The following is a 23,886-nucleotide window of genomic DNA, read 5'->3' as shown; positions in this document are numbered from 1 at the left end:
CGCTCATCGCTGTGCCCCGTCCAGCCCCAGCAACCGCACGGCGTTGTCCTTCAGGATCTTCGGCCGCACCTCGTCCTTCAGCGGCAGGTCCGCGAAGGCACCCAGCCACTTCTCCGGGGTGATCAGCGGGTAGTCGGTGCCGAAGAGCACCTTGTCCTGCAGTACCGAGTTGGAGAGCTTCACCAGCGACTCCGGGAAATACTTCGGCGACCAGCCGGACAGGTCGATGAACACGTTCGACTTGTGCGTGGCAATGGAGTTGGCCTCATCCTGCCAGGGCACCGACGGGTGCGCCATGATGATCTGGAACTGGGGGAAGTCCGCGGCGATCTCGTCCAGCAGCAGCGGGTTGGAGTAGCCCAGCTTGATCCCGGACCCGCCGGGGGTGCCGGCACCCATGCCGTTCTGCCCGGTATGGAAAACGGCCGGCAGGCCAAGCGACTCCAGCGCCTCCCACAGCGGGTAGTACCGTTCGTCGGACGGGTTGAAGCCCTGCAAGCTGGGGTGGAATTTGAACCCCCGCACGCCGTAGTCCTCGACCAGCAGCTTCGCCCGGTCGATAGCTTCGGCGCCGGTGAGCGGATCAACCGAGCCGAACGGGATCAGCACGTCGTTGTTCCGGGCCGCCCCCTCGGCAATATCCTCGATGCTGTTCGGCTGGTGCTTCAACCGGGTCCGGGCGTCCACGGTGAACACTACGGCGGCCATCTTGAGCTCCCGGTAGGTGGCCGCAATCGCATCCAGCGACGGGGTCCGCTCCTCGGCCTTGAAGTACTTGCTCGAGGCGTCCATCAGTTCCTGCGGCAACGAGACGTGCCCGTGGCCGTCGATCTCGACATGCACATGCATATCGATCGCGGTCAGCGAGGCGACATCCAGGCCCAGTTCGTAGCGCACGGGTGCCATCGCTACTTCGCCGCCGGCTCAGGCTGCAGTTCGGCCGGCAGTTCGGGGAATTCTTCGCCCACGCTCTGCAGCCGGCCGCCGAACAGGTCCTCGAAGCGCTCGCCCAGCTCAGCATAGGTCCAGCCGCCGTCCTGGAACTCGGTGGCCACGGCCTCCGGGTGCGACCACAGCTGCAGCCGGTCGCCGCCCACGCCGATCGCCTGGCCGGTCACCGCGCCAGCCGCATCGGAGGCGAGGTAGGCAACCAGGCCTGCAACGTCGTCGGCCGTGCCAAAGCCCAGATCCTTGCGGAAGAAGTCCGGCATCGCCTCGCCGCGTTCGTCGGCCTCCACCGCCTTCTGGAAGAACGGCACGGTTTTGGTCATTGCCGTGGCGGCCACCGGGATGATGGCGTTGGCGGTGACGCCTGCCCTCTTCATCTCCAGCGCCCAGGTGCGGACCATGCCCACAATGCCGGCCTTCGCGGCGGCGTAGTTGGTCTGGCCGAAGTTGCCGCGCTGCCCGGTGGGCGAGCCGATGGTGATGATTCGGCCGGCCACGCCGTTTTCCTTGAAGTACGCGTATGCCTCGCGGACGCAGGTGAAGGTGCCGCGCAGGTGCACGTTGATCACCAGGTCGAAGTCCTCATCCGTCATCTTCAGCAGCGACTTGTCCCGCAGCACGCCGGCGTTGGTCACCAAGATGTCCAGCCCGCCGAAGGCCTCGACGGCGGTGCTCACCAACTGCTTGGCAGTCTCGGTGGAGCCCACCGGAGCGACGACGGCGGTGGCCTTGCCACCGGCGGCCGTGATGCTGGCGACGGCTTCCTCGGCCACCTGTGCATCAACATCATTGACGACGACGGCGGCGCCCTGGCGGGCAAGCTCCTGTGCGTAGGCCAGGCCGAGGCCGCGGCCGCTTCCGGTGACGATGGCTACTTTTCCGGCCAGTGACATTTGATGCTCCTTGTTCCTGCACTTGAGGGGTGCATGGGTTTATGCTGGTCTGAAACCAATGACAACCCATATGATTGAAAAAGTCAATCATATTTTCAGGCATCAAGACGTAGCGAGGGACCATGCCCGCACCAACCACGGCCGAGGCGGCCACCTCCAGCCAGCCCACGGCAGGAAACGGCGTCGAGCGGCTGTACAGCACGGATCTGGCCAGCGAGATCGAATTCCTTACTGCCCGGGCGCGGTCGCTGGGCTCGGGCCGGGCCAACAACATGCTGGCCGAGCTTGATCTGAAGGTGCGGTCCTATTCGGTCCTCTCGCTGGCCTGCAGTGGGCAGAATCCCTCGCAGCGCGAACTGGCAGACTTCCTGAGCCTGGACCCCAGCCAGATCGTGGCCCTGGTGGACCAGCTGGAGAAGCGCGGCGCCGTCACACGGGAAGCCGATCCGCGCGACCGCCGGTCCAAAGTCATCGCCCCCACGGCTGCCGGCCGCCGGCTTTACAAGCGGGCCGAGGCCATTGTCCAGCAGGCCTCGGACCACTCGCTGTCGGCCCTCAACGAGCAGGAACGCGAGACGCTGCGCGACCTGCTCCGCCGCATCGCCTTCTGACACCCGGCAGGGGTGCTTCCCCGCCAGGCGCCCCCTCTCCCCGAGGCCCCATGCGCCCCTGCCCAACCGCCCTCTCCCCTCCATCGACCGCTAGAACCCAAGGCGCTGAGAAGGGCGTTATCTCAACAGTCGATTTCAGGCCAGGACCTCGGTTAAGCAGCGGAGCCGGCCACTTCCGCGAAGGAAACGGCCGGCTCCGGCGTTTATCGGGCCTGGCTAGCTTGCGCTGCCGGCCTGGGTGGCGGCGGCGGGGCGGTGGCCCTGCTTGGCGCGCTGGATCTGCTCGTACACGTGGTGGCGCAGCTCGGTGAACCGCGGCAGGGCGCGGGTGTTGAGCTGGTCGCGCTCGTCCGGCAGGTCGATCTCCAGGTCTTCCTGGACCACGGTCGGCGAGGAGGACAGGATGATCACGCGCTGGCCCAGGTACACCGATTCGTCGATGTCATGGGTGACGAACAGGACGGTCACGCCGAGCTTCTTCCAGACCGTGCGGATCAGGTCCTCCAGGTCGGCGCGGGTCTGCGCGTCAACGGCCGCGAACGGCTCGTCCATCAGCAGCACCTCGGGCTGGTAGGCCACGGCACGGGCGATCGCCACGCGCTGCTGCATACCGCCGGACAGCTGCCAGGGGTAGGACTGCGGCACGTGGTCCAGGCCGACGGCCTCCAGGGCCTCGTCCACCAGCTTGTCCCGCTCGGCCTTGCCCATGCCGGCGTTCTTCAGCGGCAGTTCCACGTTCTCGCGGACCCGCATCCAGGGGAACAGCGAGCGGCCGTATTCCTGGAACACCACCGCCATCTTCTTCGGCGGGCCGGTCACTCGGGCGCCGTCCAGCAGCACTTCGCCCTCGGTCGGGGCCAGCAGCCCGGAGATGCACTTGAGCAGGGTGGTCTTGCCGGAACCGGACGGACCGACCAGGCAGGCCAGCTCCCCCGCCTTCAGGTCGAAGGTCAGGTTGCGCACCGCCTCGATGTCGCCGCCGTCGGTGTGGTAGACCTTCTTGACGCCGCGGACCGAGAGCATTGCCTGGCCTTCGGGCAGGGTCCTGCCGGTGGAAACGGGAGTGGTTTCAGGCTGCATTTTCTACCTCTCGCAGGCCGTGGTACCAGCGCAGGATCCTGCGCTCGGTCCATTGGAAAATTAGTGACATCGCAACACCGATCAGGCCCAGCACCACAATGCCGGACCACATCTCCGGGATCGCGAAGGAACGCTGGAACTGCACGATGGTAAAGCCCAGCCCCTCGGACGAGGCGAACATTTCGGAAATGACCATCAGGATCAAACCGATCGACAGGCACTGGCGGACACCGGCCATGATCTGCGGGGCCGCGGACGGCAGCACCAGGTAACGCACCCGGGCGAAGCCCCCGATCCCGTAGGTGTGGGCCGAATCCGAGAGCACCGAGTCGATGGCGCGGACACCCTCGATCGTGTTCAGCAGCACCGGCCAGATGCAGCCGGAAATGATGACTACAACCTTCATCGAGTCGGTGATGCCCATCAGCAGCATCAGGACCGGAATCAGCACCGGCGGCGGGATTGCCCGGAAGAACTCCAGCACCGGTTCGGTGAAGTCACGCAGCCACTTGACCGAACCGATCAACAGGCCGGCAGCGATACCGAGCACGATTGCCGCGATCACACCGACCAGCAGCCGGCCGATGGAGGGCAGCACGTCGGAGAAAATCCGTTCGCCGAACCAAGTCTCGGCGAACGCTTCGGACAGCGTCGCCGGCGTCGGAACAAAAAAGTTCGTGGTGCCCAGCGTGGAGGCCCACCAAATCAGGACCAGGATGACCGGCAGGGCCAGCCCGTAGGCAATGCCTTTCAGGATTTTCACACGATCACCTCGGAACGGATGGAGGAATGCCAGGACAACGTCTTGCGCTCAATGAAGCGCATCACCAGGTTGATCAGCACACCGATCAAACCGGTGGCCAGCACCAGCGCATACATCCCGGAAATCGCTCCGCCGGACTGAGCCAGCGAGATTTCCCTGCCCAGGCCCGGGGAACCGATCACCAGCTCGGCCGTGATCGCCAGGATCAGCGCCACCGCCGCCGCCAACCGCACGCCGGTCATCAGGTACGGCAGCGCCGTCGGGAACACCACGTAACGGACGCGGGCGAACCGGCCCAACCCGTAGGACTTGGCGGTCTGCATGGCCACGTTGTCCACGTCGGCCACCCCGTACAGCACCTGGATGAAGACCTGCCAGAACGACGCGTACACGATCAGCATCAGCGAGGACTCGATCTTCACGCCGAACAGCAGCACGGCCAGCGGAATCAGTGCCACCGACGGAATCGGGCGCAGGAACTCCACCGTGGAGTTAGTGACCTTCCGCAGGAAGTTGGACGAACCGATGATGAACCCAAGCACCACTGCCAGCAGCACGGCCATCAACAGGCCCAGGAACCACGCCAACATGGTCTCGCCCACCGCCACCCAGAAAGCCGTCAACCCGAAATCGTTGAACAGCATCGCGATGACATCGGACGCCGGCGGCAGGAAGCGCGCTTCCACAATCCCCACCCGCGGCACCAATTCCCACACCAGCAAGAACGCCAAAATACCGGCCAGCCCCAGCAACTGCTTGGTGGGGCGCTTCTTCGCAGGGCGCTTGCGCGGCCGGCTGGCCGCGGCACCCTGGCTGTCTGTTGTCACCGTCGGAGCGCTCATGACAGCAACTCATCCCGGTGCGGCGCCCTATTCAGCGCACATTTCATTTCCACTCCTTCTGCCCCGAGGAGAACGGGGATACAGACCACTTGTTCGCTGACCGAACACGCGTTCACTATTTCAAGTGTGGTCGATGCCACTTCGTGACGTCAAACACTCTAGGGCATCGTTACCCAGCCGAAACCACAAGACAGTGTTTGACGGGGTTTAGGAGCAGTGGATTGAAATATTCAACGGATTGTGTTTAGGGATTCAGCGCTTGCGGCCGAAGAGGAAGTAGGCCGCAGGGCCAACGAAATTGAGGAACGACGCCGCGAACCACGCCGGCTTCGGCCCGTTGACCATGGCGGCCGGCCGCTTCTTCAGGTCCCTCAGCGCGGCGGTCTGCAGGGCGATCTGCACCGCGGCGGTGAGGCCAACCCGCAGCTTCTGGCCGGTGCTCAGGTCCTTGAAGGACTTTTTCTTGGTGGCCCTCGTAAGTGCGTTCTTCATGGCGGTCTCCCGGTCTATGCAGGCAGCAGGTGCCACAAGTCTAGAGGCGCGCATCGGCGGGCGGAATAGGGGTTTAGTGGTCCCGTTCGTACCGCCACGGCAGCGACCCGGTGGAGAGCCGGTGCCGTGCCCCGGCGGACGCCGCCGGCCCGGGCCCGGGGTACGCATCGTCGCCCGCCCAAACGATGATCTGGCCGGTGGCCGGATCATCGATCACGTGGCTTTCAAAGTCGAAGGGCCGCGCGCCGCGGACCGCAGCCAGGGCGTCGGACACCGTTGCGAAGCCGCTCAGTTCGTGCAGCGTGACCCAGGTGGGCGGGACCAGTTGCATGCTGCCGGCCTGGTGCCGGCGGAGTGCCTCGGCTGGCGACATCCACGCGTAGCCGGCCAACTCGTCGTCGTTCAGCTGGACCTCTCCGTCCGGCGCTGCGGCCAGGAAGAACCATGTTTGGAAGCGGCGAACCAGGCTGTGCCGGGGCACCCAGTTGGACAGGTGCACCAGCTCCTGCCCGGCAATCCGCAGCCCGGTTTCTTCGAACGTCTCGCGCACCCCGGCATTCCTCGCCGCGGCCAGTTGCTTGGCTAGGCCATTGACGACGGCGGTGCCCGGCGAGGCGGGGACGCCGGCTTCCGCCTCGGCTTCCAGATAGTCGTCCGGATCCACCTTGCCGCCGGGGAATACCCAGGCCCCTGCGAAGGTTCCCTTGCCAGGCCGTTCCAGCATCAGGACCTCGAGTCCGTCCGCGCTGTCGCGCAACAAGACGACTGTTGCCGCCAGCTCCGCTTGGTTCGCCTGGCTGTCCACCGTGTTGTCCACGTCCTCTAGCTTAGGTCCGTGGTTGAAACGAGAGTGCCAGCCGACCGTTTCACCCCATGAGAGGACTTCCAGATGAAGATTGCCGTCTACGGCGCCACCGGCATGGTCGGCAGCCAGATCACCGCAGAGGCATTGCGCCGCGACCACCAGGTCACCGCGATTTCGCGCAGCGGCACCGCGATGGATGGCGCATCCACCCTGGCGGCGGAGCTCTCCGACGTGAAGACCTACAAGCAGGTTGCCGGCGAGCACGACGTCGTCGTCCTTTCCATCCCGCCGTCGCGCACCGGCGAGTCCCACGCGCCGTTCGTGGATGCGCACGAGGCGATCTCCGAGACCCTCATCCCGGCGCGGCTGTTCGTGGTGGGTGGCGCCGGCGCCACCGAGGTGGACGGCGTGCAGCTGAAGGACCTGCCCGGCTTCCCGGAGGACTACAAGCCCGAGGCCACCACCATGGCCGAAGTTCTGGAACTGTACCGCTCCGCGTCCGGCCTGGAATGGACCATGCTGGCTCCCGCGCCGCAGATCGCGCCCGGCGAGCGCACCGGCAGCTATAAGCTGGGCGCCGATTCACCCGCCGGCGAGAGCGTCTCCACGCAGGACTTCGCCGTGGCGGTGCTCGATGAGCTGGAAAACCCGCAGCATGAAAACCGGCGCTTCACCGTAGCCAACTAGGACATTCTCGGTGACAGGGTGCCGGCGCTGCGGAGTGCCGGCACCCTGCCTCGCCTATTTCCGGGCCAGCAGGCGTTCGACCCGCGGCTTCACCTCGGTGGCCAGCAGCTGGATGGATTCGAGCAGGTGCTCATGCGGCAGCCCGCCGATGTCGGTCTGGAGGAAGTGGCGCATGTGCCCCAGATGGCCGTGCAGGTGGACGATGCGCTCGGCGACTTCGTCCGGGTTGCCCACGTAATAGGCGCCCGGGGCCTCGGCTTGGGCCAGGAAGGCGCGCTTGTCCGGGGCGGGCCAGCCGCGCAGCCGCCCCATTTCCACATTGAGGTTGTGCCAGCCCGGGTAGAACCTGTCTAGGGCCTCCTGCTTGGTCGGGGCCACCAGGCCCAGCGCTGCCACGGACACCTTGATCTCCGGACCCGAATGGCCCGCCTGTGCAGCGCTGCGACGGTAAAGCTCGGCCAGCGGCGCGAACCGGTGCGGTGCCCCGCCGATGATCCCGTAGGAGACCGGCAGCCCTAATTGACCGGCCCGGGCCGAAGAACCTGCGTTGCCTCCGGTGGCCAACCAGATGGGCATCGGCCCGGCGGCGGGGCGCGGCACCACGGCCAGGTTCGTGATGGCCGGCCGCCGGGAGCCGTCCCAGTTCACTTCGGGCGTGGCGCTGTTGTTGATGGTCATCAGCAGGTCCAGCTTCTGCGCATACAGTTCGTCGTAGTCGCCCAGGTCGTAGCCGAAGAGCGGGAAGGTCTCGACCGACGAACCGCGGCCCGCGGTGATCTCGATCCGGCCGCCGCCGGAAATCGCGTCGGCCGTGGCGAACTGCTGGAAGACGCGAACGGGATCGTCGGTGGAAATGATGCTGGCCGCGCTGCCGAGCTTGATCTGCTTCGTCGCAGCCGCGGCTGCTGCCACGATCGCGCCCGGTGAGGACGCGGGCATGCTGGTGGTGTGGTGTTCGCCGATTCCGAAATAATCCAGGCCAGCGTGATCAGCTTGGACGATCGCCTCGAAGAGATTGCGGACTGCCTCGGACGTCCCGCGCTGCGAGCCGTCCGGGTTAAGCTGCGTGTCGCCGAAGCTGTAAGCGCCGATTTCCATGGTGTGTCCTGTTCTGTTCACTGACGTCGTCAGGGGCGGGCGGGTTCGTTTGCCTCGGCCAAGAGACCTCGGAGTTGTTTGGCCGTATGGGCCGCATTGAAGATGGTGGTCCCAGGCTGGAAGACGCGGCCGGCCGACAGCGGACCGGCATCGATCGGGTCATAGCCGAGCCGGTCGATGAATCCGGCAACCACCGCCTTGGCGTCGTCGTCGTCGGAGGCAAGAGCCAGGGCGCGCCGGTCGGCGGATCCGGGTTCGCGGGCGTCCACCTCAAGCTCTCGATAACCAATGTGGTTCAGCGATTTCACTAGGCGCGCGCCCGCCAGGAACTCTTGGATGACCTCGCTGCTGCCGCGCTCGTCGTCGAAGTCGGCAATCACACCGTCGGTCTGCGCCCAGTAGTTCATGGCGTCGACGACGGTCCTTCCGGCCAACAGATCCGGACGCAGCGTGCGGTACTTGTGCAGGGGAACGGCCGCGACGACGAGGTCCGCCGCCGCAGCTTCGGCTGCATCGACCGCTTCTGCTCCCGGCGTGATGATCTCGGCCAGCAAGGCGATCTCGGCTGCCGGTTTAGCCGTGGCGATCTTCACGCGATATCCGGCCTTGAGCGCCTGCCGCGCCACAGCCGTCCCCACCTGCCCCGCTCCCAGAATGCCAATCACGCCAAGCTCCACGGCCAACTCCAGTCAGTAAAAAATATGTGGCTGGACAGACTATATTCTCGACAGAATATCTGTGCAACTTCGTGTAACCGGTTATGATGTGTCCCATGACAGGAGCCCCTGCAGCGGCCGATATCCCACGGCCCGACGCGATTCCCGGCGATCTCGGCTGGAATCTGGGCATGGTGCTGCGCGGATACCAGTCCCGGTTCGAGGAGGCAGTCGCCGGCATGCCCGAGGGGATCCGCGGCTACCAGGTGCTTTCCGCCGTCGTCCACCGGGATCCGCCGAACCAACAGGCACTCGGCGCACACTTGGCGATTGACCGCACGGTGCTGACGTACCTCTTGGACAGACTGGTGGCTGCCCGGCTGGTGGAACGCGTTCCCGCGGCCAACGACCGGCGGGCCCGCAAGATCGTCCCGACCGGGCAAGGGCGCACAGTGCTGTCGACGTACGAGAGGCGCCTGGATGCCGCTGAGCAAGGCCTGCTGTCCAGCCTGGCGGCGGACGAGGTGAGCCTGTTGTCCGGCCTCATCCAACGGCTCGCCATGGAGATCCACCGGGCTCAACCGAACTCCAACCCGTGTGAAGCGATGGACCACCTGCCCTAGACTCGTCCGCATGTGGATCGGCTGGATTGAGTTCGACCTGCTCCTGGGGGATGTCCATTCGCTGAAGGAAAAACGCTCGGTACTGCGACCGATCATCGCCGAAGTGCGGAAGCGGTTCGACCTTTCCGTGGCCGAGGTCGGCCAGCAGAACCTCTACCGCCGGGCGGAACTGGGTATCGGTTTGGTCGGCGCCGACCGGGCGCACGTGGTGCACGTGCTGGACACAGCCGAAAACTACATCGCCTACCGGCCGGGCGTCGACCTGCTGAGCACACGGCGGAAGATCCTCTCCAGCGAGGACTGAGCCCCGGCGGCGGGTTGCAGAGCAATGCCGGGCGCGTGATCAGGGGTCCGGGCTTGGTAGCGTGGATCACGCCAATGATCCATGCCACGTCCGGGAGGACACCGTTGACCACCCCTGCCCCCAACGCGCAGTTTGCCACGGTCGAGGACCTGGTCCGCCACCGCTACGCGTCTGACAAAGCATCACAGCACCTCGGCATTGAAGTGCTCGAGGCCGAAGAGGGCCGCGTGGTCATGGCCATGGCCGTCCAAGACTACATGCTGAACGGCCACCACATCCTGCACGGTGGCTATCTCTTCACCTTGGGCGACACCTGCTTCGCGTTTGTGTGCGAATCGCTGGGCCGCCCGTCCGTCTCCCGGCAGGCCGAAATTACCTACATTGCACCCGGTGCGGCGGATTCACGCCTGATCGCCACCGGCATCGAGCGCACCCGCTTCGGCCGCAACAACATCGTGGACATCTCCATCCACGACCAGGACGGACAGCATCTGGCCGAACTGCGCGTGTACGGCGTGCTGGTCCCGAAAAAGTAGTTCCACATCCCCTGTACGAAGGAGCATCCTGTGGTCACTGTGCCCACCATCGACCTCAACAACGGCGTCGCCATCCCGCAACTGGGTTTCGGCGTCTTCCAGGTGCCGCCGGCCGAAACCCAGCAGGCGGTCGAGGCTGCGCTCGAGGCGGGCTACCGCCACATCGACACGGCCGCCGCGTACCGCAACGAGTCCGGCGTCGGCGCCGCGATCAAGGCCAGCGGGATTGCCCGCGAGGACCTGTTCATCACCACCAAACTGCGCAACGGCGAACAAGCGACCGCGAGGGAAGCTTTCGACGCCAGCCTGCGCGCACTCGGCCTGGACTTCGTGGACCTGTACCTGATCCACTGGCCGGTGCCGTCGCAGAACCTTTACGTACAGGCCTGGCAGGTGCTTGAGGAGATCTACACCGAGGGCCTGAGCCGGGCCATCGGCGTCTCCAACTTCATGACCGACCACCTGGAGACGCTGCTGGCCGCCGGGGGCACGGTGCCGGCGGTCAACCAGATCGAGATCCACCCGACCTTCCAGCAGCGCGATGTGGCAGCGCTCAGCCGCAGGCACGGCATCGCCGTCGAGGCCTACAGCCCACTGGGCCAGGGCGCCGATCTGGAGGGCCGGACGGTCACCGCCATCGCAGCAAAGTACCTGGCCACTCCGGCCCAGGTGGTGCTCGCCTGGCATCTGGCCAACGGGAACATCGTGATCCCCAAGTCCGCCAACCCGGACCGGATAGCGCAAAACCTGGCCGCAGCACGGCTCACGCTCGATGCGGAGGACCTGGCCGCCATCACGGCGCTTGATGCCGGCGGCCGTATCGGGGCCGATCCGGCCACGGCTGCCTTCACCCAGCTCTAGAGCGGACCCGCCTCAACGAAAACGACTGTACCGATAACGCCCATCTCCGCGCGGGAAGCGGGCGTTATCGGTACAGTCCTTCGAGCCGGGAACGTCCTGAGCGCTACTAGAGCCGGCGGTACTGGGCCACCATCGGGCAGTCGAACGGGTCCCGGGCGGAGAGCCCCACCTTGTTCAGGTACCGGACCACCGTTCCGTAGGACTTGGGCAGCGAGGTTTCCGTGTACGGGATCTTGTGCGTGGCGCAGTACTCGCGCACGATCTCGGCGGCCTTGGCCAGATTGGGCCGCGGCATGCTGGGGAAGAGGTGGTGCTCCACCTGGTAGTTCAGCCCACCCATAAGGGCGTTGATGGAACCGCTCCCCAGCCGGGTCCGACCGATGATGTTGCGGCTGGTCAAGACCTGGCGGCTGAGGAAGTCCACCTTGGAATCCTTGGGGATCAACGGCATGCCCTTATGGTTCGGGGCGAACGACGCGCCCATGTACACCCCGAAGACGGCCAACTGGACCCCGATGAAGGCGAAGGCCATCCCGGTGGGCAGGAAGATGAAGATCGCGGCGATGTAGAGCGACAGCCGGGCGAAGAGAATGGACAGTTCCCGCTTGCGGCCCTTGACCTGGCCGCGGGCAAACAGCGACCTGATCGACGTGGCGTGCAGGTTGATGCCCTCGAGCATCAGCAGCGGGAAAAACAGGTAGCCCTGGCGGCGGGTAAACCAGGCCATCAGGCCTTTCCGCTCGGCCGCCTGCTCGGGCAGAAACGAAATAGTGTCCTGTTCGATGTCCGGGTCTTTGCCGATCGTATTGGGGTTGCCATGGTGGCGGCTGTGCTTATTCATCCACCACTGGAAGCTGATTCCCACCACGGCGTTGGCCAGGAACCTTCCGGCCCGGTCGTTGGCGGGTCCGGATTCGAAGACCTGCCGGTGGGCGGCCTCGTGGGCCAGGAACGCCAACTGCGTGAACAGGATCCCGAGTGCCGCTGCAATCAGCAGCTGGAACCAGCTGTGGCCCAGCAGCACAAAGCCGGTGACCGCACCGCCGAGCCCCAAAGCCAGCGCCACGAACAGGCTGATGTAGAAGCCGCGGCGCTTCCTGAGGAGGCCGGCGTCCCGGACAGTATTCAGGAGTTGGGAGTAGCCAGTGGCTGCCGCCGAACCCCGCCTAGTGCGGGTGGAGGTTGCAGGTGGAGATACAGATAAGTTCATGCGGCCTTCGGTGGTTGGGTCCGACTTCCCAGCCGCTTTAGTGGGCAGATACCCCGTAGATGAAGATCACTCTACGCGGCCTTGCTGAACGGACGCTGAACGCGGCAGTCCGTGGTAGTGCCATTCGGCATCCCCGCAGCTATCGTGTACTGTGAAACTTGTAGTTGTTGTGTTGCGCATTTGATTTTGAGCAACGGGCCCTTCACCGAAGGGCTTGTGCTTCTCTGAACGGCGGACGAAAAAACACCGCTGCAAGCGATTCGTGAAGTCCGCGGATCGTGAAATTACTCGGAGGAGTACAAAATGGCAACTGGAACCGTCAAGTGGTTTAACTCTGAAAAGGGCTTCGGCTTCATCGCTCCGGACGACGGCTCGGCCGACGTTTTCGCTCACTACTCGGCTATCGAGAACAATGGCGGATACCGCGAGCTGCGCGAAGACCAGAAGGTCGAATTCGAAACCGTGCAGGGCCCCAAGGGTCTGCAGGCTGCCAACATCCGCGGCCTCTAAGACGGCAGCGGCAACGCCGCACTAGTCTTCTGATGGAGCCGGTTCCCGCAAGGGAGCCGGCTCCATTGTTTTCCCGGACTTTTCCTCGTACTGGCAGGAACCGGTCCTTCGGGGGCAAACTTGAGGCATGAGCATGACGGCGACCGCGAGTTCCGGATCCTTCCTGGCTGACATGGTCCTGCAGATCCTCCTGTTCACCGGCATCACCATGCTGTGCTTCGGCACGGCAGTTGCCGTAGGTACATGGCTGCTGATTCGGCGGATCCGGCGATCCAGCCTGCTCCGGAACGGGCTGCGCACGGGGACCCTCACGGTGCGCAGCTACACCAAGGACGACGCCGGCCGCCGCCTTGCGCGGCAACGGCTCGGCCTGCAGCGCTCGGCCGACGCGACGGGACGTGCTCTGGCCGCCGCTTTCGCGGAGGGCCGCCCGGTCGGCGAACTGCCGCTGGTAGCGGACCGGCTCCAGGCCGCATCCAGGACTCTGGATGAACAACTGAAGCTGGCCGAAGGAGAGCCGGAGCCTAGCGTCAAGCGTTCCCTGGCCACCAGCTTGGCGGCCCGGACGGACCAACTGAACCGGCTTTCCGGCGAACTGCGGCAGCATTTGATGGAGGCCGGCTATTCCGCCGACGCCGAACAGTTGGAACTCGCCGGCAGGCACTTGTCCCGCGAAATCGAGGCGCTGCAAGCGTGGTCTTCGTCCTACCGCGGCACTCCTGGCGGCTACGGCACCCCTAGCGGTCACGGCGCTCCTGTCCCGCCACACGGATGGCTGGGCGCCCAGCCGCGCCGCCGGTCCGCCCCGGCGCAACGCCGGCCCAACCCCTCTAGGAGCTGATGTGTCCATCAAACGCCGTATCGGACGCATTATCCGTGCCAACCGCACCGCCAAAGAACCGCCGGTGGATCCGATGGCCACTATCGCTGCAAGCCAGCAACAGCAGTACGACGCCGTGGACCAAGCCCGCCGCAGCGTTGCCGACATCGCCGCTGACTGCCGGCGGATCGAGTTGCTGCTTGACGAGGCCAAAGCCGAGCAGGCCTACTGCGACCGCTACGCCGAAGAGTGCGTGGCCAGGGGCGACGACGACGGCGCCCGCGAGGCCCTGCACCGCAGCATCACCGCGTCCAAGCGCGTGCAAGCGCTCTCCCGCCAGTACGAGCGCATGGCCGAACAGTGGCGGCAACTGAACGGCGAGCTGGGCCGGCTGTCCCTCCGGATCGACGAAAGCCGGATGCAGTTCCAGGCTCTGCAAGCCCGCCACAGCGTGGCCCAGGCCACGCTGGGCATGCAGCAGGCCGCGTCGGCAGCAGCCGGCAGCGCAACCGACATGCAGTCGGCTGCCCGCGAGGCCGAGCGCGAGACCCGTCGGATCGAGGCAGAGGCCGCGGCCCGGAATGAAATCGCCTGGTCGGACCCGGATTCGCCCCAGGTACAGGCCGCGTTCGAATGGCTGGAGGCCAGCGCCGAAGTCGAGGGCCAGCTGGGAGAACTCAAGACCAAAGGCAACCAGCCGCCCCGCAGGTGACAGCCTGGGTGGTAGGACCGCACTCCCGTCCCGTTCTTGGCGGCCCTGCAAGCGGTGCGCTGACAGGTGCCCACGGAATCATTCAACGGCAACCGGATGTTTGAGCGCATCGCGGGCCCTCCTCGACGCCGCGCAGTTCTGAGCTCCGACACCGCGCACTCCTCTAGGATGGTCACGGCCCCGAGCCCAGGGCCCATGCGGCAACGGAAAAGGTGGAGGATGGCCGAGATGCAGGAGACCTTGACGGAACACCAGGCCTTCGAGGCCGGCGACCGGGAGACCGCCCCGAGGCCGACCGACAAGCCGGTGGTCGCCGTGCTGTACAAGGACAACCTCCCGCCGGGCATGGAGGATGTGGAAGCTGCCGCCGAAGTCCGGTATGCCACTGCGGACCAACTGGCCGAGGCGCTGGAGGGGGCGCAGGTGCTGTTGCTCTGGGACTTCTTCTCCTCCGCGCTGGAGGATGCCTGGCATGCCGCCGGCTCGCTGGAGTGGATTCACGTGGTGGCCGCCGGCGTGGACAAGCTCCTGTTCGACGACTTGCGGGAATCAGGCGTGGTGGTCACCAACGCCCGCGGCATCTTCGACCGTCCGATGGCGGAGTTCGTGCTCGCCGGGATGCTGGCTTTCGCCAAGAACCTGCCGGGCCTGCTGTCTCTGCAGCGGGAGCGGACCTGGCAGCACAGGGAAACCGAACGGCTGGAATCCGGCCGGGCGCTCATCGTCGGCACCGGGTCGATCGGCCGCGAGATTGCCCGCGTGCTCAAAGCCATGGGCCTGCACGTCGCTGGGGCCGGGCGCACCTCCCGCAGCGGTGATGAGGATTTCGGCGAGATATACGCATCGTCCGAGCTGGCCGACGTCGTCGGTGGCTTTGACTGGGTGGTGATGGTGGCACCGTTGACCGAACAGACGCGGCACCTCATCGATGCCCCCGTGCTGAAGGCCATGAAGCCCACGGCCCGGCTGATCAACGTGGGCCGCGGTGCCAGCGTGGATACCCAGGCATTGGTGGAGGCGTTGCAGGCCGGAGCCATCGCCGGAGCTGCCTTGGACGTGTTCGACGTCGAACCGCTGCCGGCCGACCACCCGTTGTGGTCGATGGATAACGTGATCATCTCCCCTCACCTGAGCGGCGACGCCCGGGGCTGGTTGCCGCAGCTCGCCGGGCAGTTCGCGGACAACTTCGGCCGCTACGCCCAGCAGCAGCCGCTGGAGAACGTGATCGACAAGAAGCTGGGCTTCGCCGCGCCGTCCTAGACCTGTTTGGGAGCCGCCCTCGGTGCCGGCTATTCCGGAAGCTTCGAAACCGCGCGGGGCGCCGGCCCGGAAGCTTCCGGCACTGCGCTGCCCAGCCTGCCGAGCAGTTCCGCGGCGACCCCGACGGCGATGGCGGCGGGCGCCTTTCCGCCGGTGCCGGGCAAGCCGATGGGGCAGCGGATGGAGTCGACGTCGTCATGCCCTTCCGCGCGGAGCCGCTGCCGGAACCGGGCCCATTTTGCCGTCGAGCCGATCAGGCCCACATCCAGGCCGCCCCGGCGCAGTGCGGCGTCGCACAGCAGGAAGTCCTCGGCGTGGTCGTGGGTCATGATGTAAACGTGCGAGCCGGCCGGCAAGGCCTGCAGCACAGTCTCCGGTGCCGGGGTGTGGTGGACCGTGACGGTGGCGCTGCCGGCAGTCACGTCGGCCAGCCGGAGCGGATCGAGCTGCCCGGCCCGGCTGTCGGTCAGGTGCAGGCGCAGGCGCAGCCGGGAGAGGATCCGGGCCAGCTCGAACCCCACGTGCCCGACGCCGAAAATTGCCACCACCGGATCATGGCGCAGCGGCTCCAGCAGGACCCGCACTTCGCCGCCGCAGCACTGGCGTCCATGCTGGTTCGCCGCGTGCTCGTTGAGCGCAAACGTCAGGGTTTCGGGCGCTTCGGCCGCATCGGCGATCATGCGGCGGGCCCGGTCGATCACTTCGGCCTCAAGGTTCCCGCCGCCGATGCTGTCCCAGAGAGCGTCTGCGGCGATGACCATCTTGGCGCCGGCCTCGCGGGGCGCGTGACCCCGCACGGAGACCACGGTGGCAAGCACACCGGGTCGTCCGTCGTCGCGCAGGTTCTGCACCGCAGCCAGCCAGTCCATCATCCGCCCGCTCCCGATGCGGCGGACGTCGTCGCAGGCAGCGTGCCCCTGCCCGCGGCAGCCCGCGCCTCTTGGACAGCCCAAAAGACGGCTTCCGGCGTCGCCGGGCTGGGCAGCTCCAGTGGTCGGCCTGCCGGTCCGAAGGCAGCAGCCGCGGCGCGTATGGCCTCGCGCACACTGAAGGCAAGCATCAGCGGCGGCTCCCCCACCGCCTTGGAGCCGTACACCACACCGCTCTCGGTGGCCCGTTCGTACAGGTGGACGTTGAGCTCCTCGGGCATCTCGGAAAAGCTGGGGATCTTGTAGGTGCTGGCGGCCTGCGTGGCCAGCCGACCCCGGTCCGGTCCAGCGCTCGTGTCCCAGCGCAGTTCCTCCAGGGTCAACCAGCCGGCGCCTTGGACGAAGGCGCCTTCGATCTGGCCCTGGTCGATCAGCGGCGACAGGCTGTCGCCGACGTCGTGCACAATGTCGGTGCGCAGGAACCGGTACGCCCCGGTGAAGCCGTCCACCTCAACCTCGGAGACTGCGGCGCCGTAGGAGAAGTACTTGAAGGGCTCGCCCTGCATTTGGGTGGAGTCCCAATGGATGCCCTCGGTCCGGTAGAAGCCTGCGGCGAAGAGCGGTGTGCGCTGGAAGTAGGCGGTGTGCACCAGTTCGGCAAAGGACAGACTCTCGGCTGAGCCCAGGCTGGTCACCCGGCCGTCGACGAAGCGCACGTTGTAGGGCTGTGTGTCCAGCTTGCGTGCGGCGACTTCGGCCAGTTGCTCGCGGATCTGCTCGCAGGCGTGCTTCACCGCCCCGCCGTTGAGATCGGCGCCCGAACTCGCCGCCGTGGCCGAGGTGTTGGGCACCTTGTCCGTCCGCGTCGGTGCCAGCCGCACGAAGTCCAGCGGCACGCCCAGGGCGGTGGCGGCCACCTGGCGGATTTTAGTGTGCAGGCCCTGGCCCATCTCGGTTCCGCCGTGATTGACCAGCACCGAACCGTCCTTGTAGACGTGCACCAGCGCGCCGGCCTGGTTGAAGGCCGTGAAGTTGAAGGAGATGCCGAACTTCACCGGCGTCATCGCCAAGCCGCGTTTGCTGTGCTCGTGGCTGGCGTTGAAGCGCTCCACGGCTGCCCGCCGACGCTCCACGTCCGCCCGCACCGACAACTGCGCCCAGATGTCCTGCAGCCGTTCGGCGTGCCGGACCGGCTGCCCGTACGGTGTGCTCTGGCCCGGCGCGTAGAAGTTGCGGCGCCGCAGTTCGGCCGGCTCGATGCCCAGCGCCGGCGCGCACCGGCCCAGGATGTCCTCGATGACCAGCATGCCCTGCGGCCCGCCGAACCCACGGAAGGCTGTCTGCGAGGTTTTGTTCGTCTTGGCAATCCGGCCCAGGACCTCGACGTCGGGGATGAAGTAGGCATTGTCGATGTGGCAGAGGGCGCGGGCCAGGACGGGCTCGGACAGATCCAGGCTCCACCCGCCGTCGGACGTGATGGTGGCGCGCAGCGCGAGCAGGAGCCCGTCGTCGTCGAACCCCACTTCCCAGCTGGCGTGCATCGGATGCCGCTTGCCGGTCATGGTCATGTCCTGGGTGCGGTTCAGCCGCAGCCGGACCGGCCGCCCGGTGAGCACGGCTCCGAGCGCGGCGACGGCGGCCAATCCGTGCGGCTGCATCTCCTTGCCGCCGAACCCGCCGCCCATCCGCAGGCACTGGACGGTGACCTCGCTGTTGGTCAGGCCCAGCACATGGGCGACGATCTCCTGCGTCTCCGAGGGGTGCTGCGTGGAGGACTGGATGAACACCTGCCCGGACTCGTCCACGTGCGCCAGCGACGTGTGGGTCTCCAGATAGAAGTGTTCCTGGCCGCCGAACTCGAACGACCCGCTGAACCGGTGCGGCGCGCGCTTCAGCCCGGCCTCGGCGTCGCCGCGTGCCACCACCGGCTGGTTTCCCTGAAAGCTGGCCGCGTCGATGGCCTCGGTGAGGGTCAGCAGTGATGGCAACTCCTGGTAATCGACCTCCACGGCTGCCGCGCCCAGCTGCGCGGCCTCGGCGGTTTCGCCCAGCACCCAGCACACGGCGTGCCCGTAGTACATCACCTCGCGGGGGAAGAGCGGTTCGTCGTCCTTGGCCCCGGCGTCGTTGACGCCGGGCACGTCGGCGGCGGTCAGCACCCGGACCACGCCGGGAATGGCCGACGCCGGTTCGGTGCGCAGCGCCGTCACGTAGGCGTGGGCGTGGGGCGCCTGCACCGGCCAGGCATGCAGGCATCCGCGCATCCGACCGACCAGATCGTCCGTGTAGAGGGCGGTTCCGGTCACGTGCAGCGCCGCGCTTTCATGCGATACGGCTTGGCCCACGGCGGGGTTGTCGGGCCGGTCGGCGAGGGAGGTCACCGGATCACCTCCAGTTCCGGCGCGTTGTCGGCATAGAACCGCAGCATCGCCTGCTCCAGCATTGCGGCGCGGTAGCGGGCGCTGGCCCGGTGGTCGTCCATTGGGGTGCCCTCGGATGCCAGGACAGCGGCTGCCTCCGCCGCGCTCTCCCGGGTCAGTTCCCTGCCGGCCAGCGCATCCTCGGTGGCCTTGGCCCGCAGCGGCGTCGCGGCGATGCCGCCCAGCCCAATCCGCACATCGGCGACGACGGCGCCGTCGAACCTGGCCGCGAACGCGACGGCCACCGAGGAGATATCGTCGAATCTCCGCTTGGCCACCTTGTGGAACGCCGTGATCGGAGCCAGCGGCAGCGGCACCCGAACGGCGCGGATGATCTCGTCCGGTTCGCGCGCGGTCTGGCGGTAGCCGGTGAAGTAATCGGCGAGCGCCACTGACCTCTCACCTCGCGGTGAAGTGAGCAGCAGGGTGGCGTCGAGGGCCAGCAGGACCGGCGCGGCGTCGCCGATCGGAGACCCGGTGCCGAGATTGCCGCCGAGCGTGGCGCTGTTCCGGATCAGCCGGGAAGCGAACTGCGGGAAGAGCTCGCTCAACAGCGGCACCCGTCCGCCCAGCCCCTGCTCGACTTCGCTCAGCGCGAGGGCGGCGCCGATCTCCACGTACTCGGTCGCGATGTCCAGGCCGCGCAGCTCCTCCAGCCGATCAATGGCCAACACTAACCGCGGGCGGCTGTGCCGCAGGTTGCGTTCAACCCCGACGTCGGTGGCCCCGGCCACCAGGACGGCGTCGGGATCCTGCTCCAGCCGGTTCAACAGCTCCTGCAGCGTTTCGGGACGGATGAATTCGGTCCCGCTGGAGACGAACCGGGTCCGTTTGGCGGCAGGAGCCGATGCCTCACGTCGGGCGGCCAGCGGATCCGCCTCGGCCGGCGCGCCGAGGGCGTAGGCCGCGTCGCGGATGGGCCGGTAGCCGGTGCAGCGGCACAGGTTTCCGCTCAGCGCGTGCAGGTCAAACCCGTTGGGGCCGTGGCAAGGCTCCCGCTCTTCCGCGGCGGGCTGCCGTTCGGGCCTGTAGTACTCGGCCGCCATGGCACAGACAAAGCCGGGCGTGCAGTAGCCGCACTGGGAGCCGCCGCGGTCCGCCATTTCGCGCTGGACCGGGTGGAGCTCCTCGGCGCTGCAGGCCCCCGGAGCGCGTCCCAGCCCTTCGGACGTGACCACTTCCCCGCCGTCGAAGGCCAGCGCCGCCGGCAGGCAGGAGTTGACGGCCGTCCAGCGGGTGCGGTCCGGCCCGTCCTCGCGCGCCACCAGCACCGCGCACGCGCCGCATTCCCCTTCGGCGCAGCCTTCCTTGGCCCCGGTCAGCCCTTGGCCGCGCAGCCAGTCAAGCAGGCTGACCTGCGGTCCGGCGGCCAACACCCGTGGCACGCCGTTGACCTTCACCTCATGCGGCTCCATTGCCTCACGCTCCTCCGCCGTCGGAACACGGGCTGGATCTCAGCACTCCCCGGCCGGCTGGTCACCGTAACTGCCCATGATAAAACGTCACGACCGGCATGGGAATGGCTGCCAGGAAACACTCATTTCAGAGCACGACGGCGAGCCCCGGCTTCCGCCGTTTGGCGGGCTCGCGCCCCACCGAAAGCGGCGCGCCTGCTACCCTCGAAGCCAGTCAAGGCCCAAGACCGCCGACGCGCAGAGGCAGGATGATGGACGAGAACGCCCACAGGGTCGATCGGGGAAGCCTGTTGATCAGCGCGCCGCCGTCGACGATCTACAGTGCCCTGACCGACCCCGACAGCCTGGAAAAATGGTTGCCGCCGGAGGGCATGGTGGCCCGCGTGGAGCACTTCACTCCGGGGGTGGGCGGCGGTTTCCGCATGGTCCTGACCTATCTGGACGCCTCCGGCCTCGGAAAGACCTCCGACACCACGGACGTCACCAACGTCGAGTTCGTTGACCTGGTCCCGGGCGAGAAACTCGTGCAGCTGATCAGGTTCATGTCCGACGAGGCCGGCTTCGCCGGGACGATGACCATGACGTGGGAGCTGCAGGCGCAATCGGAAGGAACACTGGTGAGCGTAGCCGCCACGAATGTTCCGCCGGGCATTTCATCCACCGACCACGTAGCCGGGCTGGCCTCCTCCCTGGCGAATCTCGCCGCCTTTCTGAAGCGAGGAGGCAGCGCCGGCTAGTGCAGCAGGTCCGCTCTGCTTACCTGGCGCTTCCGGCCAGACCGGCGGCCACACCTGCCGCATCCTCGCCGGCTGCCTCGTAGACCAGCCGGCCCTCAAAGTACGTCTGAAGCACCGTGGTCTGGTGGATTGCGGCCGGGTTCTCGGTGAGAACGTTGCGGTCCAGCACGATGAAATCCGCGGACAGCCCGGGGCGGAGAGTTCCTGTCACCTCTCCGAGCCCCATGGCGGCGGCCGGGTTGCGGGTGAAGGCTGCCACGGCTTGCTGGATCCCGATGGACTGGCCGGCGTTGAGTTCTCCCTGAACCGTTGAATCCGGATTTCGCCGGGTCACCATGGTCGCCAATCCGGTCCAGGGGTCGGGCGTGGGCGCCGCGCAGGGCCAGTCGGAGCCGCCGCTCACCAGTGCACCGGACTCGAAGAGGTCCCGCAGCGGCCACGACTTATCGAAGGTCTCCGCTGGGATCTGCTTGGCAATGCTTTCCTGGATCACCGAGGGGAACCAGAGGTAGGGCGACGCGTCGGGGACAACACCGAGCTCGGCGAAGCGCTGCAGGTCGGCTTCGTCGATGTATTCCACGTGGGCGATCTGGAAGATCGGCCCCTCCCCGCGGCTTGCACGGACCCGCTCCACAGCGTCGAGGACCCGGCGGACCGCAGCATCGCCGGTGGCATGCAGCTTCGCGTGCAGCCCCCGGTCCACCAGATCCTCCAGCGATTCCACCAGCTCGTCGAGCCCCCACAGCGGCTCCCCGGTGAAGTCGCGGTCGTGGCTGTGGTGGCTGCAGATGTACGGATGCAGCATGGCGCTGGTCCGGGTCATCGGCACCCCGTCCAACACATACTTGGAGAAGTCCGGCCGCACATGGGCGCTCCGGTGGCGGGCACCGACGTCGTACAGCTCCGCCCCGGTGATGCCGGGTTCAATGAAGGTGCGGGACGGCATGGACGCGACCACATGGGCGGTGAGTTGCCGCTGCTCGTCAAGGCGGTGCAGGGTCTCCAGGGCGTAGTCCATGGTGGCTGCCTCCTGGACGGCGGTGATGCCGAAGGAGTTCAGGGTGTGTACAGCGGTCTTGATGGCGGTGGCATTGTGCGCGGCCGGATCTTCAACCGCTTCCGCCACAGCCGACTCGGCCAGATTTCCGGCCAGCTCGTACAGGACGCCGGTGAGTTCCCCGTCGGCATTCCGCACATAGGACCCGCCGTCGGGATCGGGCGAATCGGCCGTTACTCCCATGATGTCCAGCGCCCGGGAGTTGACCCAGCGATTATGCATCGAATCGTCGCGGAGCATCACCGGGTGGCCTTGGGCGGCGTCGTCCAGGGCTTCCAGATCGTCGGTGGTGAGGTCGTCGATCACCGTGGAGCCCACAATGCCTCCGACGACCCATTTGCCGGGCTGGAGCCGCTCCGTCCATGCCCGCACCTTGGCCAGGATCTCGGGAACCGAATCGGTGGGCAGGATCGGCAACTCGAACGCTTGCTGGCGGCCACCCAGTCCCAGATGGGCATGGACGTCCACCAGGCCCGGCATGGCGAAACGTCCGGCGAGATCGATCGTCGGCGTTTCGTCCGTTGCCAAACGGCGGACGGCATCCTCGGTTCCGACCGCCGCGATTTTCCCGGCGGAGACCGCGAACGCCTCGGCCCATTCCTGCTGGGGATCGCTGGTGTAGATCACGCCGTTGACGACGATGTAGTCGATCGGTTCCCCTGCGGTCATGATTTCTCCTTGGCTCTCAAGTGCGCCCGGGACTGCGCCGCGTGGACTGCCCCTGCACGGACGATGGTGGAGCCACCGACGTTACGCTCCGGCGACCACTCCTTCTTGTGAACCGATGCATGAAGCTTGGAGCAGAGCGCACACCTGCCGGCACGTTTCTCAGTACGACGGCGCTCGTAGTCTCCGGCCTAGCCGAGGGCCTTGGCGATTTTCTCGGCCGTGACGTGCAGGTTCTCCACGATGCTGGGCAGGCGGCCGGATTTCAACCGCTGGTCCGGCCCCGTCGCCGTGAGTCCGCCGAGGAGGAATCCGTCGGCATCCCGGACGGCGACGGCCACGGCAAAGAGGCCTTCCTCGAGTTCGTTGTCCAGGACGGAGTACCCGTTCCGCCGGACTTCGTGGATCTCCTGCAGCAGGACGCCGCGGTCGGTGATCGTCCGCCGAGTGATCGGGGTGAGCTTTTCGGGCAGCAGTTGGACGATCTTGTCGTCGTCCAGGTCGGCCAGCAGGATTTTGCCGGTCGCACTCGCGTACAACGGATATTGGCGGTGGACATACAGTTGCGAAACGCTGAGCATCCTCGACGCTGACGCCTCGGCGATGAGGTCGTACTCCGTGGCGCTCTTGTTCAGTGCAAACGTTGCGGTCTCGTTGATCTCCTGGGCGAACCGCTCAAGGATTGGCTGGACCTTCGCACCCACGCCCGCCGTCGGGTCGGCCAGACGCCCGAGTCGTGCCACTTCCCAGCCAAGCGTGTAGTTGTTGTCGGTCCGGTCGACGAACCCGACCTGCTCCATGCTCAACAGCAGCCGGAACGCCGTGGGGCGGCTCAGGCCCACGTGCTGGGCCAGCTCGGTGACGGTGATTCCCTGCGGGTGGCGACCCAGCTCGCGCAGCAGCGCCATGGCTTTGACCACGGACTTGTTGGCGAGGTCCGGCGCGTCAGCGCCCTCCGCGAGCGGTTCTGTCTCCGTCATGGTCTTGGGTTCCTCCCGGCCGTAGGGGCCG

General features: G+C 66.7%; 26 protein-coding genes. 11 read left to right on the top strand and 15 right to left on the bottom strand.

Features of this window, described 5'->3' with window-relative positions; genetic code table 11:
• Positions 1-3: 3 nt before the first annotated feature.
• Both E4J89_RS12795 and E4J89_RS12790 read right to left on the bottom strand, forming a co-directional pair.
• A complete protein-coding gene (locus E4J89_RS12795) occupies positions 4-906 on the bottom strand; it encodes an amidohydrolase family protein (protein WP_136786528.1) in 903 nt (300 codons plus the stop codon).
• Positions 907-908: 2 nt separating this feature from the next.
• Entirely contained in the window at positions 909-1,841 is a 933-nt protein-coding gene (locus E4J89_RS12790) for an SDR family NAD(P)-dependent oxidoreductase (protein ID WP_136786527.1), read from the bottom strand.
• Positions 1,842-1,963: 122 nt separating this feature from the next.
• On the opposite strand from E4J89_RS12790, the gene E4J89_RS12785 reads away from it, so the two are divergent.
• Positions 1,964-2,452, top strand: a complete 489-nt coding sequence (locus E4J89_RS12785) for a MarR family winged helix-turn-helix transcriptional regulator (protein ID WP_136786526.1) — start codon at positions 1,964-1,966, stop codon at positions 2,450-2,452.
• Between the two features lie 216 nt (positions 2,453-2,668).
• On the opposite strand, the gene E4J89_RS12780 is transcribed toward E4J89_RS12785, so the two are convergent.
• The 5 genes from E4J89_RS12780 to E4J89_RS12760 all read right to left on the bottom strand — a co-directional run bounded on the left by E4J89_RS12780 (position 2,669) and on the right by E4J89_RS12760 (position 6,446).
• Positions 2,669-3,532 carry an ABC transporter ATP-binding protein gene (locus E4J89_RS12780; protein ID WP_136786525.1) on the bottom strand — a complete coding sequence of 288 codons (864 nt, stop codon included), beginning with the start codon at positions 3,530-3,532 and terminating at the stop codon, positions 2,669-2,671.
• Positions 3,522-4,295, bottom strand: a complete 774-nt coding sequence (locus tag E4J89_RS12775; protein WP_136786524.1) for an ABC transporter permease — start codon at positions 4,293-4,295, stop codon at positions 3,522-3,524. The genes E4J89_RS12780 and E4J89_RS12775 overlap by 11 nt, the downstream gene beginning before the upstream one ends.
• The gene (locus E4J89_RS12770; protein WP_136786523.1) at positions 4,292-5,137 is read right to left on the bottom strand and encodes an ABC transporter permease; all 846 of its coding nucleotides are present in this window, start codon (positions 5,135-5,137) and stop codon (positions 4,292-4,294) included. Before E4J89_RS12770 ends, E4J89_RS12775 begins: the two co-directional genes overlap by 4 nt.
• A 252-nt stretch (positions 5,138-5,389) precedes the next feature.
• A complete protein-coding gene (locus tag E4J89_RS12765) occupies positions 5,390-5,629 on the bottom strand; it encodes a PLD nuclease N-terminal domain-containing protein (protein WP_136786522.1) in 240 nt (79 codons plus the stop codon).
• Between the two features lie 73 nt (positions 5,630-5,702).
• Positions 5,703-6,446: an NUDIX hydrolase gene (locus E4J89_RS12760; RefSeq protein WP_205754494.1), complete on the bottom strand. Its 744-nt coding sequence runs from the start codon at positions 6,444-6,446 to the stop codon at positions 5,703-5,705.
• Positions 6,447-6,518: 72 nt separating this feature from the next.
• Here E4J89_RS12760 and E4J89_RS12755 point away from each other — a divergent pair, with 72 nt between their 5' ends.
• Positions 6,519-7,121, top strand: a complete 603-nt coding sequence (locus E4J89_RS12755; RefSeq protein WP_136786521.1) for an NAD(P)H-binding protein — start codon at positions 6,519-6,521, stop codon at positions 7,119-7,121.
• Positions 7,122-7,175: 54 nt separating this feature from the next.
• On the opposite strand, the gene E4J89_RS12750 is transcribed toward E4J89_RS12755, so the two are convergent.
• Positions 7,176-8,219, bottom strand: a complete 1,044-nt coding sequence (locus E4J89_RS12750; RefSeq protein ID WP_136786520.1) for an LLM class flavin-dependent oxidoreductase — start codon at positions 8,217-8,219, stop codon at positions 7,176-7,178.
• 29 nt (positions 8,220-8,248) lie between these two features.
• On the bottom strand, positions 8,249-8,884 hold the full coding sequence (locus tag E4J89_RS12745; RefSeq protein WP_240691876.1) for an NAD(P)-binding domain-containing protein: 636 nt from the start codon (positions 8,882-8,884) through the stop codon (positions 8,249-8,251).
• Positions 8,885-8,991: 107 nt separating this feature from the next.
• Here E4J89_RS12745 and E4J89_RS12740 point away from each other — a divergent pair, with 107 nt between their 5' ends.
• The 4 genes from E4J89_RS12740 (at position 8,992) to E4J89_RS12725 (ending at position 11,199) form a co-directional block, all read left to right on the top strand.
• Positions 8,992-9,498 carry a MarR family winged helix-turn-helix transcriptional regulator gene (locus tag E4J89_RS12740; RefSeq protein ID WP_136786518.1) on the top strand — a complete coding sequence of 169 codons (507 nt, stop codon included), beginning with the start codon at positions 8,992-8,994 and terminating at the stop codon, positions 9,496-9,498.
• Positions 9,499-9,508: 10 nt separating this feature from the next.
• Complete coding sequence (locus tag E4J89_RS12735) at positions 9,509-9,802, top strand: DUF503 domain-containing protein (protein ID WP_136786517.1); 294 nt, start codon at positions 9,509-9,511, stop codon at positions 9,800-9,802.
• A 104-nt stretch (positions 9,803-9,906) separates the two neighbouring features.
• Positions 9,907-10,338, top strand: coding sequence for a hotdog fold thioesterase (locus tag E4J89_RS12730; protein ID WP_169304001.1), 432 nt, complete (start codon positions 9,907-9,909; stop codon positions 10,336-10,338).
• A 39-nt stretch (positions 10,339-10,377) separates the two neighbouring features.
• A complete protein-coding gene (locus tag E4J89_RS12725; RefSeq protein WP_136786583.1) occupies positions 10,378-11,199 on the top strand; it encodes an aldo/keto reductase in 822 nt (273 codons plus the stop codon).
• 106 nt (positions 11,200-11,305) lie between these two features.
• On the opposite strand, the gene E4J89_RS12720 is transcribed toward E4J89_RS12725, so the two are convergent.
• The gene (locus tag E4J89_RS12720) at positions 11,306-12,409 is read right to left on the bottom strand and encodes an acyl-CoA desaturase (protein ID WP_136786515.1); all 1,104 of its coding nucleotides are present in this window, start codon (positions 12,407-12,409) and stop codon (positions 11,306-11,308) included.
• A 303-nt stretch (positions 12,410-12,712) separates the two neighbouring features.
• On the opposite strand from E4J89_RS12720, the gene E4J89_RS12715 reads away from it, so the two are divergent.
• From E4J89_RS12715 to E4J89_RS12700, 4 genes are all read left to right on the top strand, one after another.
• The gene (locus tag E4J89_RS12715; protein ID WP_136786514.1) at positions 12,713-12,919 is read left to right on the top strand and encodes a cold-shock protein; all 207 of its coding nucleotides are present in this window, start codon (positions 12,713-12,715) and stop codon (positions 12,917-12,919) included.
• A gap of 127 nt (positions 12,920-13,046) precedes the next feature.
• The gene (locus tag E4J89_RS12710; RefSeq protein WP_136786513.1) at positions 13,047-13,760 is read left to right on the top strand and encodes a hypothetical protein; all 714 of its coding nucleotides are present in this window, start codon (positions 13,047-13,049) and stop codon (positions 13,758-13,760) included.
• 1 nt (position 13,761) lies between these two features.
• Positions 13,762-14,451, top strand: coding sequence for a PspA/IM30 family protein (locus E4J89_RS12705; protein WP_136786512.1), 690 nt, complete (start codon positions 13,762-13,764; stop codon positions 14,449-14,451).
• 219 nt (positions 14,452-14,670) lie between these two features.
• Positions 14,671-15,711 (top strand): D-2-hydroxyacid dehydrogenase, encoded by a 1,041-nt coding sequence (locus E4J89_RS12700; RefSeq protein ID WP_240691875.1) that lies wholly within the window; start codon positions 14,671-14,673, stop codon positions 15,709-15,711.
• 29 nt (positions 15,712-15,740) lie between these two features.
• Here E4J89_RS12700 and xdhC read toward each other — a convergent pair whose 3' ends face one another.
• From xdhC to E4J89_RS12685, 3 genes are read right to left on the bottom strand one after another with little or no spacing between them, the layout of a single operon-like run.
• A complete protein-coding gene (gene xdhC / locus E4J89_RS12695; RefSeq protein WP_346763383.1) occupies positions 15,741-16,583 on the bottom strand; it encodes a xanthine dehydrogenase accessory protein XdhC in 843 nt (280 codons plus the stop codon).
• On the bottom strand, positions 16,580-18,961 hold the full coding sequence (gene xdhB, locus E4J89_RS12690) for a xanthine dehydrogenase molybdopterin binding subunit (protein ID WP_136786511.1): 2,382 nt from the start codon (positions 18,959-18,961) through the stop codon (positions 16,580-16,582). Before xdhB ends, xdhC begins: the two co-directional genes overlap by 4 nt.
• Positions 18,958-20,415, bottom strand: coding sequence for an FAD binding domain-containing protein (locus E4J89_RS12685; RefSeq protein WP_136786510.1), 1,458 nt, complete (start codon positions 20,413-20,415; stop codon positions 18,958-18,960). Before E4J89_RS12685 ends, xdhB begins: the two co-directional genes overlap by 4 nt.
• A gap of 251 nt (positions 20,416-20,666) precedes the next feature.
• Here E4J89_RS12685 and E4J89_RS12680 point away from each other — a divergent pair, with 251 nt between their 5' ends.
• Positions 20,667-21,152 carry an SRPBCC family protein gene (locus E4J89_RS12680; RefSeq protein ID WP_136786509.1) on the top strand — a complete coding sequence of 162 codons (486 nt, stop codon included), beginning with the start codon at positions 20,667-20,669 and terminating at the stop codon, positions 21,150-21,152.
• 19 nt (positions 21,153-21,171) lie between these two features.
• On the opposite strand, the gene E4J89_RS12675 is transcribed toward E4J89_RS12680, so the two are convergent.
• Together E4J89_RS12675 and E4J89_RS12670 are read right to left on the bottom strand one after the other, a co-directional pair.
• On the bottom strand, positions 21,172-22,878 hold the full coding sequence (locus E4J89_RS12675) for an amidohydrolase (RefSeq protein ID WP_136786508.1): 1,707 nt from the start codon (positions 22,876-22,878) through the stop codon (positions 21,172-21,174).
• Between the two features lie 188 nt (positions 22,879-23,066).
• A complete protein-coding gene (locus tag E4J89_RS12670; protein ID WP_136786507.1) occupies positions 23,067-23,855 on the bottom strand; it encodes an IclR family transcriptional regulator in 789 nt (262 codons plus the stop codon).
• Between the last annotated feature and the right edge of the window lie 31 nt (positions 23,856-23,886).

It is taken from the genome of Arthrobacter sp. CAU 1506, from assembly GCF_005047635.1.
In the GTDB taxonomy this organism is placed as follows: Bacteria; Actinomycetota; Actinomycetes; order Actinomycetales; family Micrococcaceae; genus Crystallibacter.
Note: the sequence above shows the minus strand (reverse complement) of the source record. Positions and strands in the feature narration are given on the sequence as shown.